Genomic DNA, 17,382 nt, shown 5'->3' with positions numbered 1-17,382 from the left:
CCACGAACGCCGCTGGGTTCCTGCCAAAAGCGCGCAGGAATGACGTGGCCACCAGTCAGGGTAATGATACCGACTCATTACCCTTTTGCGACAGCCTCTGAAGGCCGGGGTTTCAAACCCTAGTCAGATTTTTGATGAAGGAAAAAATAAAACACTGTTTGCTCATCAGCAATTATTAATGATAATCATCAATGGCATATTTGGCAAGCAATGGCCCACGCACCGTTTGCCACGCCCCAGTACCCCAGGTGGTATTACCTTCCAACAGTAAGGCCCCCTCTTGGCTGAGTATGAAATCCCAGGCGGCCCCGTACAAATCGGGGGCCAAGGCGGCATGGGCAGAAAGCGCCGAGCGGGCAGCTTGGGCCCAATGTGGCAGTAAATGCAGTTGTGCTGCTTGCCAGTATAGTTGGGCGCGGTTGCTCTTGATCTGTGGCAGTACAATCAATTGCCCGGTTTCCAGATCCAAGGGCTGTATCTGGTAGTGTTTTATTCCATCGGGAATTTCTAAGTAAGCGAGTTCGATGCGGCATTGTCCGGCTGCGCAGGTACTCAACACGCGCAGGGTGATCAGTTCTGGATGAATGATGTCAAGCGCTGGCGCGTTGGTATAGCAAGCTTGCAGTAGAAAATCGTTTTTTGCCGCAGCGACTTTCCATGCCTGCCGAGCCTGCCTGCTGTGGTGCGGCGGCTGTTCGTATTCTTGCCAGTACAGGGCAGCACCCTCGCTGCGACGTAAATAAAAACAGTGCTTGCCGGCCGACCCATAGCGCGGCTTTAAAAAAGCTGGCAAGGGAAACTGCGACCAATCCGGTTCGGGACTGCCTTTGCGCAGCAGTGCCAGATTCGCCGCCGCCGCGATGCCTAATTCGGCGAATTGGCGGCTGCATATATGCTTGTCGGCCAAGGTTTTGATGGCGGCCGGATGAACATTACCATCACGCCAGCGATGGAATGCTGCGCATTCATTCGGAAACAGGTAAGCCCAAGGCTTACTTCCTGACAGATACAGCTGATGGTGGCACGACACCCCCGGCACCATGCCATGCGCCAAGCTCAGTCTGAGTAAGCGCAAGAATAACTGCATCTGTGTCAGGCGGTGCGCTGGATCGATTTGCGCATGTTGGCTGCGGCTGACTTTCCAACTGTCACGCCAAGCATACCAGCCTATCCAACGCAGCCACAGTAACAGTTCAAACAACAGCCACAGCGCACGCGGCAATTTGCTCGGCGTTTGCCACCAGAATTGGCGGTGCAAGCGTATCAACGCATTCTGCCGCGGCAACAGATAGCGCCAGCTGATCAAGCCATGTGCGGTGTGGCGCACAATGAATTGTTGAGATGCCAGCCTGATGAAGCTGTGTAATATGGCTGATATCGGCATGTCATGCTTCCGTAAATAGTGGTTCTGACAAATTTTCATCGCCATTGTAGCGGATCTGCTCCAGCCATCGGAGCGGGATAGCGATCGTCACTGAATTGCCTACCTAGCGTATTATATTGCCTTGTTACATCACCGATCATCTTTCCCTTTCTCGCCCTGACTATGCCCTCCCCCCCTGCGCTTCCTTTGCACGACTTAGCCAACGGCGTGGTGGCCTTTGACCTGAACCGAACGGCCAAGCCGACGCTGTCGATTGCCTTCGCCGGCAGACTGGACGAATGCCCAGCCCTGGCCGCGCGTCTGGGGCTGCGTGGGCCTGTGCCGGCAGTGACAGATTTGCTGGCACTGGCCTATCAGCGCTGGGATCTGGCTATGCCCGAGTACTTGCTGGGGGAATTTAGCTTGATTCTTCACGACAGCGCCAAGCAGAGAATTGTCGCGGCCCGCGATGCACTGGGAATCGGCAGTTTGTTTTATGCCCATCAGGGTAGCCAATTACTGGCTTGCGCGCGGATCGCCCCCTTGCTCGATCATCCGCAAATCGGCCGCCGCCTCAACCACGGCAAACTGGTACGCAGCGCATTGATTTGGATGGAGCCTGGCCCAGAGAGTTTTTACGAAGGCGTGCTGGCATTGCCCGGTGGCAGTGTATTGTGTCTTGATGCCAGCGGTTTGCGCAGCTGGTCTTACTGGCAACCAGACCCGGAACGGCGTCTCGACATCCCCGACCGCGAAGTGCCGGAAGCTTTGCGCGCGCTGCTGTTTGCTGCCGTCGAAGCGCGCTTGCCGGCGCACTCCACACCGGCGGCTTTGCTCAGCGGTGGTTTGGATTCCTCGTCTTTGGTGGCGGTGGCGGCGAGCATATTAAAAAAACAAAATCGCCGCTTGCTGGCGATGTCGGCAGTGCTGCCAGCCCATTTGCGCAGCACCATGGAAGATGAATCGGCATTCATCGCGGCCTTTTCCAAAGTCGATAATATTGATTTTCTTGAGGTCAGCGATCAGCAGCGCGGTCCGTTTGATGATGTGTCGTCGACGATACGGGCACAAGGCAAGCCTTTCATCAATTCGCGCCAGTTTCAATTTGATGCCTTTGCCCATGCCGCCACTGCGCACGGCGCAGAAACGGTCTTTGGTGGCGGTTTCGGCGAGCATGGGCCTACCAATCACGGCAACGGTTTTTATGTTGAATTGTTTCGCTCCGGTCAGTGGTGGCTGTTAGCAAAAGAATTACAAGCGAGAGCGCGAGTCTATGGCCTTCCTGTGCAACGCGTACTCAAGAGCGAATTGCTCAGACCCTTAGCACCAACTTGGCTACTCAAACTGGTTGGGCGTTCGCAGCCAGCCAGTTCCACGCACATGCTTGAGCAGCAGCCGTTTCAGCACGCTTATCTCGCGCAGCATTTACCGCAAGCGCCGGCCACTTTGTTGGCGCAGTTAAGTCAGTCAAGCCAAAGCTATCGCCATCCCCGCGCGATACAGGCGTCCAGTATTGCCAAATTCCAGACACAAGCCGGATTACGCGGAGCGAATGAGCTTGGGGTGCATTTTTCCTTGCCTTTGCTCGATCAACGCATCATCGAATTTTGCTTGGCTGCGCCTACCCATCTGAAGGTCAGCAATGGTTATCCGCGCAGTTTGATACGCCACGCGATGAATGGCCTATTGCCAGCGCAAATACAGTGGCGTACCAGTAAGCAACCGTTTTCCCCTGATTTTCATTTGCGCTACAACCGCCAACGCTACTTGGCCGAACAATTGTTCGCCAGCATTGGTGCTCACGATCCGATACGCGCAGTCATCGATGTGGCGCGTTTGCAAAAGATGGTCGGGATAGAGATGCAAAGCAATCGTTGCGATACGCAAATTGACTTCGCCGCCATGCACATGGTGCCACGCGCAATTTATTTAATCCAATTTTTACGGCAATTCCCTGAATTTGCCTAGACGCAATAACTATGTTACGATTAGTCTATATTACTACGTGTAATATGCTCAGGGAAACGGAAAAAATTTACTCAATTGCGTGAAATTGTCATGTAAGTCGTCTCCACCTGCTTCAACAAATTGTGACTTTTTGTCAATGGAGAAAAGATATGACAACACCGCTGCTGTATATCTCCGAGCAAATTGATTCGGAACGCCGCGCTTACGCTGCCCCCATATTGGTACAGCTCGGCAATGAAAAAACAGATGGAAAATCATCCACTCTAGGTGCGGATAGCAGTTCAAATTCTTAAGTAGTTTCAGGCTTCCCGCTTAAAAAATTAATTTACCAGTCTGCCAAGGCAGCGGATGACATCGGCACCAAGCATTTGATTGCGACATTGTTCCACCCCATCTTTACTGAACTGTCATGCCATATCATTATCAGCTATACCAATTCGGTATTTCCAGCCAAATCGCCCTGCCAGAATTAGCCCCCGCAGAAGATCAAAGCAGCGAAGTCAGTATTGTCTACGGCGCAGTGCTGAGCACGATCACCGCCACGGCGCGCCAACTCGGTCCTTTTTTATGGGCGACCGAACAGGAATTTTGCTTGCAGGTACCCGGTGTCGCCGCATTTCTGGTTCGCAATGGCCAGGAAATCATCGTCGAAACCGAAGCCGGCATTGATGAGGCCAGTGTGCGCGTGTTTTTGCTCGGCTCGGCCATGGGTATTCTGATGTTTCAACGCCGATATCTGGTCTTGCATGGCAATGCGCTGCAAGTCGGTGATGCTTGCCTGGTCTGCGTCGGCCCTTCCGGTGCCGGCAAATCAACTCTGGCAGCGGCCTTGATGCAACGCGGTCACCGGCTGTTGGCCGATGATGTAGTGCCGGTGAATGCGCAATGCCAGGCCTTACCAGGTTTTCCCCGCATTAAGTTATGGCAAGACAGCGCCGATAAAATGCAGATCGCCACCGGCGAACTGGCGCGCATACGCCCGGACATGGAAAAATTCAATTTGCCGACCTTGAATGCGATGGCCAGCTCTGCTTTGCCGATACGCTGGGTGTACATTCTGAGCAATCATAACCGAGATGAGTTTGTCTTTGAAACCGTGCGCGGTATGCGGCGCTTCCCGGTCTTGCAAGAAAATACTTATCGGGTACGGTTCTTGGAAGGAATGGCATTGAAGGCACATCATTTAAGCTTGTGCGCCCAGTTGTCGAGCCAAATCAAACTGGTGCGCGTGACGCGCCCGAACACCCGCTTCGCGCTCGATGAACTGGCCGAGCGCATTCTGGCCGATGCGGCAGAACGGGCATGAGTACGGCGAGCGGCATCTACTGGCTGGCCTCTTACCCGAAATCGGGTAATACTTGGATGCGCGCGTTCATCGCCAATTTACAGCGCGGCCAAGATGGCGAAGTCGATATCAATGCGCTGGAAACCGGCGGTATTGCCAGCAGCCGTAGCTGGCTCGATGAACTATTGGGTTTCGACAGTGCCGATTTAAGTCCGTCAGAAATTGAAGCGCTACGCCCAGCCGTTTATCGCTGGACGGTAGAAAAAGAAAACACGGCCTTGGCCTACCATAAAATACATGACGCTTATCTGCGTCTGGCAAACGGTGAACCGCTGGTCAACCGAGAAGCCACGCGCGGTGCCTTGTATATTTTACGTAATCCCCTTGATGTCGCCATTTCAGCCTCGCACCACTGGGGCTGCAGCATAGACGGCGCGATCGAGCGCATGGGGAAAACTGATTTTGCTCTTTCAAAAAACCAGCATGGCCTGCAGTCGCAAGTCACCCAGCGCTTGCTGAGCTGGTCGCAACATGTACGCAGTTGGGTCGATGCCGAGAACTTAGCTTGTTGTGTGCTGCGCTATGAGGATATGCTGGCCGATGGCTTGGCCAGCTTTACTCGGGCCAGCCAGTTTTTGGAACTGCCGGCCGAGCCAGCGCGGATACAACAAGCGATGGCCCACAGCAGCTTTGAAAAACTCGCAACCCAGGAGCAGGAAAAAGGATTTCGTGAGCGCTCGGCCAAAGCTGAGCGTTTTTTTCGCAGCGGAACCGCCGGCGGCTGGCGCGATGTTTTGAGCACGGCGCAAATTGATCGGGTACTGCGCGATCATGGTGCAGTCATGTTACGCTTCGCTTATCTTGATGCGAATGGCTCGCCTTTTTCGGTTTGAAAAATTATATTTACGCTGTTTGATTCACTTATTTCAGTTAGGAGCCAAGCATGTCCAAGTTTATCATGCGTCATCCCGATTTATTGGCCGTTCCTATGGATGGCGACTTGGTCATGATGAGTATCAGCCAAGGACGTTACTACGGCATTAATCCGGTCGGCGCAATCATTTGGGAAACCTTGCAAACACCGCAGACCATGGAACAGTTGTATCAAGCCGTGGTAGCGGAGTTTGCCGTCGATGCAGAAACCTGCGCCAACGACGTGCAAAGCTTCATCACCCAGTTGTTGGATGCGCAGATCGTTCAATACGCATGAGGCTGTTGAGCTTGGCAGCTCGCAAGTTGCGTAATTTTTTGCGTCAACCGCGGTTTTTTCAATTGGGATTTTTCCCCACTTGGTGTCTGCTTGGCCTGGCGCGGATGGTGGTGCTCAGCGTACCGTTTCGTCAAATTGCGCCGCGTCTGGGCCAACATGCCGGGGTCAATGCGGCCGTGCCTTTGCTGACGCCGGCGGCGATTTTTCGGGCGCGTCAAATTTCCCACCTGATCAACGGCAGCGCCCGTTATTGTCCTTGGAATGCGAATTGTTTTGCACAAGCGATTACGGCGCGCTGTTGGCTCAAAGTTTATGGCATTCCCTATGCCTTGTATTTCGGCTTAAAAAAAGATGCCGAACAAAAACTGCTGGCCCATGCCTGGGTCTGTGCCGGTCCGGTGTATGTAACGGGTGGAAATAGTTTTTCTGAATTTACTGTGGTCAGCATGTTTCTCTCGCCAGCGCTATGGGCACGCTGAGCATGCCCGAGCTGTCGGCATGGCAGAGTGCTCAGGCATTTTTTCGTTTGATACGCCAAGAGCCGCGTCGCCCGCTGCTGATGTTAGGGCTGTGCATGGCCATCGTCAGCGTCAGTGAGGGTTTTGGCGTCAGTTTGCTGGTACCCTTGTTTGCTTTATTGCAGGATGCGGCCCACACCGGCATACCAAGGCCGAGCGCTTTCAACGGCATGCTGGCGCGCAGTTTTTCCGCGCTATCGATGCCCTTTCAAGGCTTGAGTATTTTGCTGGTTTTTATCAGCTTACAAGCGCTGAAAACTGTCGCCCAGTTTTTTCGAGAAATCCTGTCTACCGAAATTCAATGCAACCTGGTTGACCGTTTACGCGAGCGCTGCTTGATGGCGGTATTGAAAAGTGAGTGGACTTGGCTATCGCAACGGAATAATGCAGAATATGCGAATCTGTTGCTGACCGATATTAACCGCATCGGCTTCGGTCTGAATTTTTTCATCCAGCTCAGTAGTGTGATGGCGCAACTGCTGGTGTATACCATCGCGGCGCTGTGGCTATCGCCACCGATGACGGCGCTGGTATTGAGCGCCGGGATACTGATGTTTTTCACCGAAAGCCGTTTGCGGCGCGAAGCCTTACACTTGGGCGCGGGCTTGGGTCTGACTTCGCAGCGGCTGCACAGCACGGTACAAGAAAGCCTGCAAGGTATCAAGTTAGTCAAAATTCTCGGCAATGAATCACGTCACTTGCAAAATTTTTTGCAATCGATGCAAGGCTACCGCCAGCAATTGATGCGCTTTCAACGCAGCGCCAGTTATTCACGCGCACGCGCGCAACTGCTTGCCAGCTTGATGCTGGCCGTCTTACTGTATACCGGACTGGAAGTCTGGCATTTGCCTCTCGCGGAGTTGGCCGCCTTGATCTTGGTTTTTTCTCGCTTGATGCCGCTGGCTGCGCAATGCCAACAGCACTTGCAGCAGTGCTTGCACACTCTGCCAGCGCTGGCTGACACCGAAAGGGTCTTGGCCCAGTGCCGTGAAGCGGCGGAACCAGAGACTGCTGCGGTGGCGCCGACATTTTCGCATCAGTTAACGTTACACGGCATAGACTTCCATTACCCGGGCCGCGAGCGCGCCGCGCTCAAGGCGATCGATCTGACGATTGTCGCCAATACCACCACCGCCATCATCGGCGAGTCGGGTGCGGGAAAAAGCAGCTTGGCCGATATGCTGATGGGCTTGCTGCGCCCCGAGCACGGCACGATGTCGATCGATGGCAAGGTACTCGATGATGCACAGCGGGTGCAATGGCGTCATGCGCTGGCCTATGTGCCGCAAGAACCAGTCCTGTTCAATGACACGATACGCAGCAATTTGTTGTGGGCGCTGCCGGATGCGGACGACACCGCATTATGGTTAGCTTTGGATAAAGCCGCCGCCGGTTTTGTGCGTGATTTACCACTGGGACTGGCGACGCTGGTCGGCGATCAGGGCTTGCGTTTATCTGGCGGCGAGCGCCAGCGGATTGCCCTGGCACGTGCCTTATTACGCCGCCCGGCCTTGCTGTTGCTGGATGAAGCCACCAGTGCACTCGATGTGGAAAATGAAGAGCGGATCCGTCAGGCCATCGTTGATCTGCATGGCAATCTGACGGTGGTGGCCATCGGCCATCGCTTGGCCAGCTTGCAGCATGCCGATCATGTGGTGGTGATGGAAGCCGGACGCATAGTGCGTCAAGGCACTTGGCAGCAGGTGCAAGCAGCCGACGCGGCGAAACACCTGACGCGCGCCGACAGTTGATTGTCTACGGTGCTTGCAAGGCCGCGCGCAAACCGCTGGCTCGCTCGGTTTTCAGTGCCAAGGCGCTCTGCCATACCGCTAAAACCGGGCAAACTAAAGTAAATTGGCGGCGTGCGCGGGTGATGCCGGTGTAGATCAATTCACGGGTGATCACCGGTGACATGTCGGGTGGTAACACCAGCACGGTGTGGGCGAATTCGGAACCCTGCGATTTGTGCACCGTCATGGCATAGGCGGTCTCGACATAGCGCAAGCGCGAAGCGAGAATACTGCGTAGCTGTTGACCGTCGAGAAAATACACGCGCAAACTTTTTTGTGGATCAGGGTCTGGCAAAGCCAAACCGATATCGCCATTGAAGACGCCGGCACTGTAGTCGTTCCGCGTCACCATCACCGGTCGACCGCTATACCATTCGCCCTCGCGCTGGATATGGCCTTGGGCATGCAAGCTTTGTTCTATCGCCAGATTGAGTCCGGCCACACCCCACTCGCCTTCCCGCACCGCACACAAAATACGAAAGCCTTCGAAGGCATCGAGCACTTGTTTTACCCATGCCAAGTAGTCGGCGCTGGTAGCAGCGCGCGGCATTTGCGCCAGCAAACTCAGATAGGCTTGATAAGCACCTTCGGCACCGGCCCGACCCTGCCCGGCCAAGCGTAACAAAGCGGCTGGGCTAGTGGCATCGAGCCAGGCCAAGCTGGCGTCGTGACCACGCCGCAGTACGGCAGCAGCGCTGGCGGCCGCGCCGGCATTCACCGCACGCGCCAACTCGCCGATGGCACCGGCAAAGCGGCGGCTGTGGCGCAGCATGACGGTTTGCTGGGCCAGTGCAGTGCCGTCACCGCGCAGCTCGGCCGGCACCAGTTGCTGTGTGCAGCGTTTCAGATAGTCGACGGTACTGGCATGGTAGCCACCGCTGACGGCGTCGCCACACAAATCGCCGAGTACCGCACCAGCCTCAACCGAAGCCAATTGATCTTGATCACCGAGCAAAATCAGCATGGTTTTACGCGGTAAGGCAGCCAACAAGGCGGCCATCATTTCCACATGCACCATCGAGGCTTCGTCGACGATGAGCACATCCAGGTCGAGCGGATTACCGGCATGATGACGAAAACTCCGGGTATCAGGTCGCGCCCCCAAGAGGCTGTGTAAGGTGCGTGCCGGACCAAGGTGGGCAATGAATTCGCTCAGCGCAGTGCTGCGCGTGGCCAGTTCGCTGAAGGCTTGGTCTATCGATTGCCGCAAACGCGCGGCGGCCTTGCCGGTTGGTGCGGCCAAGGCGATGCTGGGCTGTGTGCCCGCCGGGGCGAGCAGCAGCAAGGCTGCCAACAAGCGTGCCACGGTATAGGTTTTACCGGTGCCGGGGCCGCCGGTAATGATGCTAAAGCGAGCGCGTAAGGCGATGGCGGTGGCGATTTTTTGCCAATCAGGGCTGGGCTCGCTCGCCGGTTCGGCGACTGCGATTGCGGATAGAAACAAGTCATCGAGCAAATCTGTCAGTACCGTTTCATCGCGCTCGATGGTATCAGCGGCACGCGCACGCACGGCCGTGGCGATCAGCGTTTCATCCTGCCAGTAACGGCGTAAATACAGTCGCTGTGCTTGCAATACCAAGACTTGCTGGGCATCAGGTGCAGCGCTGTCAGCGTGATAAATATAAGGGCTGGTGGCCAACACTGCATGCCAGTCGGCTTGATTCGATGGCAGCTCATGCGCAGCGCGCAGCGCTTCCCATTCTTCGTTCGGCCATTCCAATACTGCCGCCGGATCGCGCGCCAGCGCTGCCAAGTCCAGGCAGATATGGCCGCGTGCTTCGATTTCAGTGAGCATGGCCGCGGCCAGCAAAACGGCCGCGTCGCGCACGCCCAAGCTATGTAAAAACCGCGCAAAAGCCAGCGCCAGCCGGCGCACTTGGCCGCGCTCGCTCAGTTCAGACAGACTCTGTAAGACAGTATCGTTGTCAGGCATGATCAGTGGGTTTCCTCGGTGACAGTGGAGACGGCCTGGCGCATGACCAAGTCGAGATCGCGCAGAAAGTCTGCGCTCGGTAGCACGTGGTAGCAGCCATGGGTCTCGGGATGCTGTAAGCCGCGCAAGAAAAAGAAAATCGCGCCACCCAAGTGCTGGGCCGGATCGTAGTGCGCACCCAAACGCTGCTGCAGCAAGCGGTGCAGCGCCAGCAGATAAATCGCCGCTTGCACATCATAGCGATGCGCGGCCATGGCCAGAGTCAACGCACCGATATGGTAGGCGGCGTCATCGGCACCGAGCGCATTCGATTTGTAATCGAGTACCCAGTATTTACCCTCGTGTTCAAACACCAGATCGGCAAAGCCCATCAACAAACCTTGCAAGCGACGCTCGCTCAACTGCGGTCGCGCTTGTCCTGCCAATAAATGCTGGCGACACAAGTTATCCAGCGCACGACTGGCAGCAGCTTGGCAAGGAAACCAAAATTCCATTTCGGCGATACGCTCTTGCACCTGCAGCAAACTGCTTTGTATCGGCGGCAGCTGCGCGCAGACGATGGCAGTGAGCCACTCGTTGAGATCCGCTTGATGATGGTCCCAGCCGGCCCGTAAAGCACGTTGTGCCAAGCGGGTATTGAAATGTTCATCTTCGATGACAGTAAAACCTTCTCCGGCAATCCATTCCAATTGTTCGTGCAGAAACTGGCCCGGCACGGCACCACGTGGGAAGCGATGCCAGGCTTGCTTCGGCAGCGACTGGTGTTTCGGTGTCACGACCAAGGGCAGCACTTCATCTTCAAATAATTTGCTGTCATCGGTGCGCTTGGCCGAAAAATCGGCACTCAGATTCCTGGCGATGGAAGAAAAACTGGCGACTAGCCAGTGGCGTTCGAAGTTGGCACGATAGGCAGGAAATTCCAAGGCAGCGACGCTGCGAATTCGGCGCGGCAGCGGGGTACAGCCAGCCGCATCGCTGAGCTCGGTGATGTGAATGGCAGCGCACGCGCCTTGCAATGCGGCGAAGATGGGCAAGATGGGTGCATCAATGGCGGCACCACCATTGAGCAGATAGCCGAGTGCCGAGTGCTGTAAATTTTGCTTGTAATTTGATACGCCCAGCCACAGCGCATGCGAGGCGCGCGTGACGGCCACATATAGCAGGCGCAAATCTTCTTCCAGACGGGCGCGTTCCACCGCTTGTTGCGCCTCGTCCGATAGCCCGAGGTCGAGCACGCTGCGGCCGCTGGCATCGGTGTATTTGAAAAAGCTTTGCTTGGTTTTTGTTACCTGCCGGGCAGCGGCGGCGAAGGGAACGAACACCAACGGAAATTCCAAGCCCTTGGATTTATGTATCGTGATCACTTTCACCAGCTCGGCATCGCTTTCCAGGCGCAGTACATGTTCCTCACTGCCCTCGCCTTGGCCGCTGATTTGTTCGGATAACCAGCGGATCAGCGCTTGTTCGCCATCAAGTTGAGCGCTGGCGGCTTCGAGCAATTCGGCCAGGTGTAGCAAATTGGTGAGACTGCGTTCACCACCGCGCTGACCCAGCAGTTTTTCTGGTAAGGCGAGTTCGTGGATGAAGCGCCGCATCGCCGCCAACACGCCCTGCCGCTGCCACACCAAGTGCCATTGCTTGAGTTGCTCAAGGCGCAGTTCCCAAGCGGCGTCATCGGCAGCTAATTCGCTTAATTGTCGTAGCGTCAGCAAGGCGGTTTTAGTAGCGAAAGCGGCGCGTCCGTATTCGATACTCAGCGGTTCAGCCCAGGCTTGCAGCCAACACAGGACGTCGAGCGCTTCGGCGCTGCGAAAAATCGAATCTTGATCCGATAAGTAGACGCTGGCGATATCGCGTTCTTGCAGGGCACGCCGGATGGCGGCGGCCTCATGACGGTCGCGTACCAAAATAGCGATATCGGCCGGTTGCAGCGCGACGAAGGCGCTTTGGGTTTGAAAGCCAGTCTGCGTCGAACCCAATTGCTGGGCGATATATTCGGCGCAGTGTTGGGCAAAAAAATACTGCGCTTGCTCTTTATTGGCGTCGCGTTGCTCGGCGATTTGGAACTGTAAAGCCGCTGCGCTTTGCGCCGGTGTCGCGGCCCGATACACGCTGCCTCGGCCTTGCGCCTGCACGGCTTCGAACGGCACCGGGTTGTCGTGTGCGGTTTTGAAGTGGAAGGCACCGGCCTGATGAGCGCTCAAACCGGACTGTTGTTCGGCATACAGAAACAATTGATTAACGGCGGCCACCAAGGGCAGGGTCGAGCGGTAGTTAGTACCGAGCAGATAATGCCGTCCGCTGCAAGCACGGCGCGCCGCCAAATAACTATGGATGTCGGCACCACGAAAGCCGTAAATCGATTGTTTCGGGTCGCCGATCAGGAATAAGCCCAACTCGGGCAGATTGCTTTGCACCTGATACAGCGCATCAAAAATTGCATATTGCTGTGGTGAGGTATCTTGAAATTCATCGATCAAGGCCACTGGGTATTGCTCAATAATACGTGCGCGCATCGCCACCCGATTCGCCCCGGCCAAGGCCAAGCCTAAGCGCTCGAGTAAGTCTTTGAAGCCGAACTGATGCTGCTGCTGTTTCAATTCTTCCATGCGCGCGCCAACCTGAGCAACGGCATGTCGACACAGCTGATGACCCAAGGGTTCGAGTGCCGCCAGCGCCAGTTGCAAGCCTTCGAGTTCGAAAAATACCGGCGGGAGTGTCGCTTGATAGCCCTTGTTACAGGCCGCGGCTAAGGCTGAAGGGTGGAGTTTCTCAAAAATTTTATCGCTTAGCTGCGGCCATACTTGTTCGGCATCGCTGGCCCAGACAGCCAGGGAATCTAGCCATTTGTGCAGGCTGGCCGGACGTAATTTAGTACCGCTGAATTGTTTCGGAGCGCGTTCGGCTTCGGTCGCGAACCAGGCAACGATGCTGACCACCTTATCCGGCCAGCCCTGTTTGATTACTGCCAGCGCCTGCTGTTGTTCGGCCAAGCTTTGCGCCAGAAAACTTTGCAGCGTTTGTGCCGCTGGCGTGGCGAGCAAGGCTGCTTGCGGCAGTAACTGACGCAGCGTCTGACTAAGCGCGCTGACATCAGGCCACACTGCAGCGACAGCGCGCCAGTGCGCGGCAGTGAGTGGATACACGTGACCGCGCCAGTAATCGCGCACAGCATTGTCGAACAGGTTTTGTTCATTAGCCAGCAAGGTTTCGTCGAACAGGCAGCCGCTGTCGAATGCATGTTCACGCAGCATGCGCTGGCACCAGGCATCGATGGTAAAGATAGCGGCGTCATCCATGGCATCGGCCGCCATGGCCAAGCGGTAAGCAGCTTGTTGACGCGCCGTTTCATCGGGGTAGTCTGCCAACAGATTTTGCAGGAAGGGGTCGCCGGCACAGGGCTGCGCTTGCCGAAACAAATCGGCTGCTTCAGCCAGACGCAGGCGTATGCGCTCCGATAATTCCCGCGTGGCAGCACGGGTGAAGGTCATCACCAGAATTTCTGAGGGATGCAGCGGCCGCTGAAAGCCACTGTCGGCGTCGCCATGGCCTAACACCAGACGCAAATACAGCGCCGCGATGGTCCAAGTTTTACCAGTGCCGGCGCTGGCTTCGATGAGGCGCGAGCCATGCAGCGGGAAATACAAAGGATCGAGCAGATGACTCATGTGAAAGTTTCCTGGTTAGCCGCAGCACGCAGCGGCGCGGCGCTGTCGTCGCTGCCGCTGAGAGGTCGGATCTCGAGCGTGGCGCAGCAATCGAATAAGGCCTGATACAAGGCTTGCGCGGCAGGTTGCCACTGCGGGTGTCGGCTCAGTTCTTGGTAGTCACGCCAAACCCGCGCCAGATAGCGATTGTCGACTTCGCCGCTGAATTGATGGCCACCGTCATAGACCGGCTGCGGATCGACACCGGCCAACCAAGCCAATGCAGTTTTGCAGGGGGCTGGGTAGAGGTGATCCAAACCGGCGCGCCACAAGGGTAGCAAATTAGTTAAGGCGGTTACGGCCGCACTGGCGTCGAACGGGGCGATAGCGATATGGGCGTCACGTGCAATCAGATGAATAGTGATCTGCAAACCGCCAGCCGAGGCGAACAATTGGCGCAGCCAAGCAGCGATCAATTGTTGCGGACGCACGACACCTTTCCCATCGAGTGCGCGCGCGGCACTTTGCATCAAGCACACGGTGCTTTGCCCATCGCTGCGCAAGGGGCTGAGCCAGTCAGAAAAAATAATACCTTGGTGTTCGAAACGCAGTGGGCAGCGTTCTGCATCGAGCGGAAATTGTTGGCGTAACAGTAGGTAAGCACGCCGTACCGGTAGTAAATCGTTGATCAATTTTTCTTGCCACTGTAAGCCAGCCCAACTGATAGGCAAAGCCCCTTCGCGCGCCAGTGCAGCGGCTTGCCGCGTCAGTTGCGGGCGCACTTGGTCGAGTGTTTCTTCGTCGGCATCATTTCTCAACAAGCGCTCGGCAAAAGCATATTCTTGCAAACCATTAATGGCGAAGGCTTCTTCATCGTCGCTACTGAGCGCTTCGGCATCGAAGCTCACGCCCAATCGTTTTTGAAAGAAATAGGCCACCGGCTGGCGCATGAAACTATGTAATTCCCGCAGCGTGAGGCGAAATTGTGCATCGATTTCCGCCTTAGGAATGCTTTCTTCGCACAGCGGCGTGGGCACGTCTGGCGCGGCACGGTGTGCAGCACCCCATTCAAAGGCATAGGTCTGCGGTCGCGCCGGTCCGGGGAAAAAATATTTTTCACTGAATGGTTGCAGTGGATAGTCGGTGGTATGACTAGCTAAGTCGATATCCCATCCGGCCCGCAAATAATCCTGCAATTGCGATACCAATACCGAAGGCGCTTGCAAGGAGTTATCGCGGATATGACGACCGGTCCAACTGATGAGCAATTTATCCCGCGCCGACAGCAAGGCTTCCAACATCAGGTAACGATCATCGTCGCGGCGCGAACGGTCACCGGGACGCGCCATGCCGGGCGCGGCGAGTAAATCAAAGTCGACTTGTTGGCTACGGCGCGGGAAATCGCTTTCATTCATACCGGCCAAACACACCACACGGTAAGGCATAGAACGCATAGGCATGAAGGTGCAAAACGTCACGCCGCCGGAAATGAAGCGTTGATTCAGACTGGCTTCATCCAAACCATCGAGCCAGGCTTGACGAAACACTGCCAGCGGGACGGCTTCATCGAAATCGGCCTGGGCGCATAAGTCGGCCCAGTTGATCAGGGCTTGCTGCAAGCGCGCGAGTAAAATCCGATCGGCTTCATTTTCGGCCAGAAAAAAGCGCTCGAGCAGGGTACGCGCCAGGCTCGCCCAAGCCGCTGGCAGCAAGGTGCCGAGCAAGACTTCGCGCCAGTGCATGAGTTCAGCCACCAATTCAGCCAAGGCACCGGCCAAGCCGGCATCGAGTCCGCTGATTTCGGCATACGGTGCAATATCTTGATAAGCCGGGCTGCGGCCACTGGCATAGCCAAGCAAAATACGACGTATCCCGAACAACCAGGAATTTTGTTCACCGGCGGCAGCTAAGCCTAAGCCAGCGCGATGTTCACGATCGAGGCCCCAACGGATGCCCGCCCCTTGTATCCAAGATTTCAGTTTCGATAAATCGCTGGGGTCGAGCCCAAAACGGGCGGCCAGCGCTGGTACATCGAGCAAATCGCAGATTTCACTTTGCAGGCAGCGCTGTTGCGGCAGCCGCAGCAGCCATTCGAGGGCAATCAACAGCGGTTGATTGACGCGTGCCGAACCATCGGCGATTTCATAGGGAATCATGCGCGCATCACTGCGCTTGTACTGACCGAACACGGCACCGATGGCGGCCGAAAAGCGGGCGATGTCAGGCACCATGACGATCACGTCTTTCGCTTGCAATGCCAGTTGACCAGCGGCCGGTGCTGCCGCCAGCAGGGTGAGCAAACGATCGTGCAGGATTTCAACTTCGCGCTGCACACTGTGGGCAATATGAAATTCCACCGATTGATCTTGTGCGTTAATCGTCTGCTGCGGATGTTCTGCCAAAGGCAGCAAATCGCGAATCGCCGCCTGCATCTGGGCCAGCAGATGCGCGCCCGGCTGCTCGGAAAACAAATCGATCTTGAGATTATTAAAGCGACCGCGCGCCGCTTCGTCCTGATCGAATTCGTCGAGCATGCGGATGAAATCGCGTCCCAGCTTACCCCACGCGGCTAACAAGGGGTGGCTGTGGCTGTGCAAGGCCGCCAGCGGTACGTGGGCCAGGTCACGGCCATGCCGCGCCGGTTGCCGTTTGAATTGGGCTTTGAGTAATTCGCGGCCGTCGATGATGTCGCCCCAATAAAACTGACAAGGATTCGGCACCGCTAATATGACTTGGGTATAGTCGGCCAAGGCTGCCAGCGCTTCAAGCGTTTGGCGCGGCAATGCCGATACACCGAAGACCACCACTCGGCGCGGCAATTGCTGTTGCGGCGTTTGCAATGCTGCGCAGGCAGCGAGAAAGCGTTGATGCACATTGACGCGACCGAGTTGCCGCTGCTGCTCAGGCAAATCCTGCAAAATGGCGCGCCACAATCGAGCTTGCCACAACTGATCCGGGCTCAAGGGCTGGGCGCTGCCATCGCCACGCAAAATTTGATCACGCCCATGCTGCCAATCGCTGAGCCAATCACTGCGGTACATTTGGTAAAGATCGATCAGATCGGCCAGGCGACTGACCAGTTGCAGCCGCCGTTCCGGCTGACCATCGGCTAAAAAATGCTGTAGCGGTTCAAACTCAGTTTGTTCCAGTAAGGTCGGAATCACACGCATCAAGCGCCAAGTCAGCGGCGCTTTATCGAGAAAAGAGCTGGCTGGAATGGCATGGCGGCCTAACATGGCTCGGTACACGGTCCAAAGAAAACGACCAGGTAATTCAATACGAGTAGCTGCGCATATACCGGTTTGTTCGGCCAGTGCGATTTTAAGCCATTCGGCTACGCCATTTGATTGCACCAAAAAAATCTCTTTTTCCAGCGGTGCCAGCGGATGCTGGCCTATCCATTCGAACACAGCGGCCTGAAGTTGTTCAAGCTGATTGCCATGTAGAATAATTAATCCGGGGGTAATGACTGAAGACATGAAAAATCCTGTTGTCGCGAAGTGCGATACACCGTGCCTACCGGCTGCACCGGCAAACAAGTATTGTCACATATTCAGATCTTATCGCATACCAGCGTGTCATCAAAAATCCGACTAGGGTTTGAAACCCCGGCCTTCAGAGGCTGTCGCAAAAGCCTGATGGACGTTTTTTACACCTGAAACACCGCA

The 17,382-nt window shown here is 55.9% G+C and carries 11 protein-coding genes; 7 read left to right on the top strand and 4 right to left on the bottom strand.

Features of this window, described 5'->3' with window-relative positions:
- Window positions 1-175: 175 nt before the first annotated feature.
- Window positions 176-1,384 carry a hypothetical protein gene (locus QN359_RS17815; protein WP_322247550.1) on the bottom strand — a complete coding sequence of 403 codons (1,209 nt, stop codon included), beginning with the start codon at window positions 1,382-1,384 and terminating at the stop codon, window positions 176-178.
- Window positions 1,385-1,546: 162 nt separating this feature from the next.
- Between QN359_RS17815 and QN359_RS17810 the strand changes: the two genes are divergently transcribed.
- The 7 genes from QN359_RS17810 to QN359_RS17780 all read left to right on the top strand — a co-directional run bounded on the left by QN359_RS17810 (window position 1,547) and on the right by QN359_RS17780 (window position 8,095).
- The gene (locus QN359_RS17810; protein ID WP_322247549.1) at window positions 1,547-3,331 is read left to right on the top strand and encodes an asparagine synthase-related protein; all 1,785 of its coding nucleotides are present in this window, start codon (window positions 1,547-1,549) and stop codon (window positions 3,329-3,331) included.
- 149 nt (window positions 3,332-3,480) lie between these two features.
- On the top strand, window positions 3,481-3,624 hold the full coding sequence (locus QN359_RS17805) for a hypothetical protein (RefSeq protein ID WP_322247548.1): 144 nt from the start codon (window positions 3,481-3,483) through the stop codon (window positions 3,622-3,624).
- Between the two features lie 116 nt (window positions 3,625-3,740).
- Window positions 3,741-4,637 (top strand): hypothetical protein, encoded by an 897-nt coding sequence (locus tag QN359_RS17800; protein WP_322247547.1) that lies wholly within the window; start codon window positions 3,741-3,743, stop codon window positions 4,635-4,637.
- On the top strand, window positions 4,634-5,509 hold the full coding sequence (locus QN359_RS17795; RefSeq protein ID WP_322247546.1) for a sulfotransferase domain-containing protein: 876 nt from the start codon (window positions 4,634-4,636) through the stop codon (window positions 5,507-5,509). The genes QN359_RS17800 and QN359_RS17795 overlap by 4 nt, the downstream gene beginning before the upstream one ends.
- A gap of 50 nt (window positions 5,510-5,559) precedes the next feature.
- Window positions 5,560-5,826, top strand: a complete 267-nt coding sequence (locus QN359_RS17790; RefSeq protein WP_322247545.1) for a PqqD family peptide modification chaperone — start codon at window positions 5,560-5,562, stop codon at window positions 5,824-5,826.
- A 5-nt stretch (window positions 5,827-5,831) separates the two neighbouring features.
- Window positions 5,832-6,305 (top strand): lasso peptide biosynthesis B2 protein, encoded by a 474-nt coding sequence (locus tag QN359_RS17785; protein WP_322247544.1) that lies wholly within the window; start codon window positions 5,832-5,834, stop codon window positions 6,303-6,305.
- A 2-nt stretch (window positions 6,306-6,307) separates the two neighbouring features.
- Window positions 6,308-8,095, top strand: a complete 1,788-nt coding sequence (locus QN359_RS17780) for an ABC transporter ATP-binding protein (protein ID WP_322247543.1) — start codon at window positions 6,308-6,310, stop codon at window positions 8,093-8,095.
- A gap of 4 nt (window positions 8,096-8,099) precedes the next feature.
- Here QN359_RS17780 and recD read toward each other — a convergent pair whose 3' ends face one another.
- From recD to recC, 3 genes are read right to left on the bottom strand one after another with little or no spacing between them, the layout of a single operon-like run.
- Window positions 8,100-10,067: an exodeoxyribonuclease V subunit alpha gene (gene recD, locus QN359_RS17775; protein WP_322247542.1), complete on the bottom strand. Its 1,968-nt coding sequence runs from the start codon at window positions 10,065-10,067 to the stop codon at window positions 8,100-8,102.
- Window positions 10,068-10,069: 2 nt separating this feature from the next.
- Complete coding sequence (gene recB, locus QN359_RS17770) at window positions 10,070-13,735, bottom strand: exodeoxyribonuclease V subunit beta (protein WP_322247541.1); 3,666 nt, start codon at window positions 13,733-13,735, stop codon at window positions 10,070-10,072.
- Window positions 13,732-17,193 (bottom strand): exodeoxyribonuclease V subunit gamma, encoded by a 3,462-nt coding sequence (gene recC / locus QN359_RS17765; protein WP_322247540.1) that lies wholly within the window; start codon window positions 17,191-17,193, stop codon window positions 13,732-13,734. The genes recB and recC overlap by 4 nt, the downstream gene beginning before the upstream one ends.
- Window positions 17,194-17,382 lie beyond the last annotated feature (189 nt).

Source organism: Undibacterium sp. 5I2 (assembly GCF_035019605.1).
Lineage (GTDB): Bacteria > Pseudomonadota > Gammaproteobacteria > Burkholderiales > Burkholderiaceae_D > Undibacterium.
This window is presented reverse-complemented; position numbering and strand designations above follow the sequence as displayed.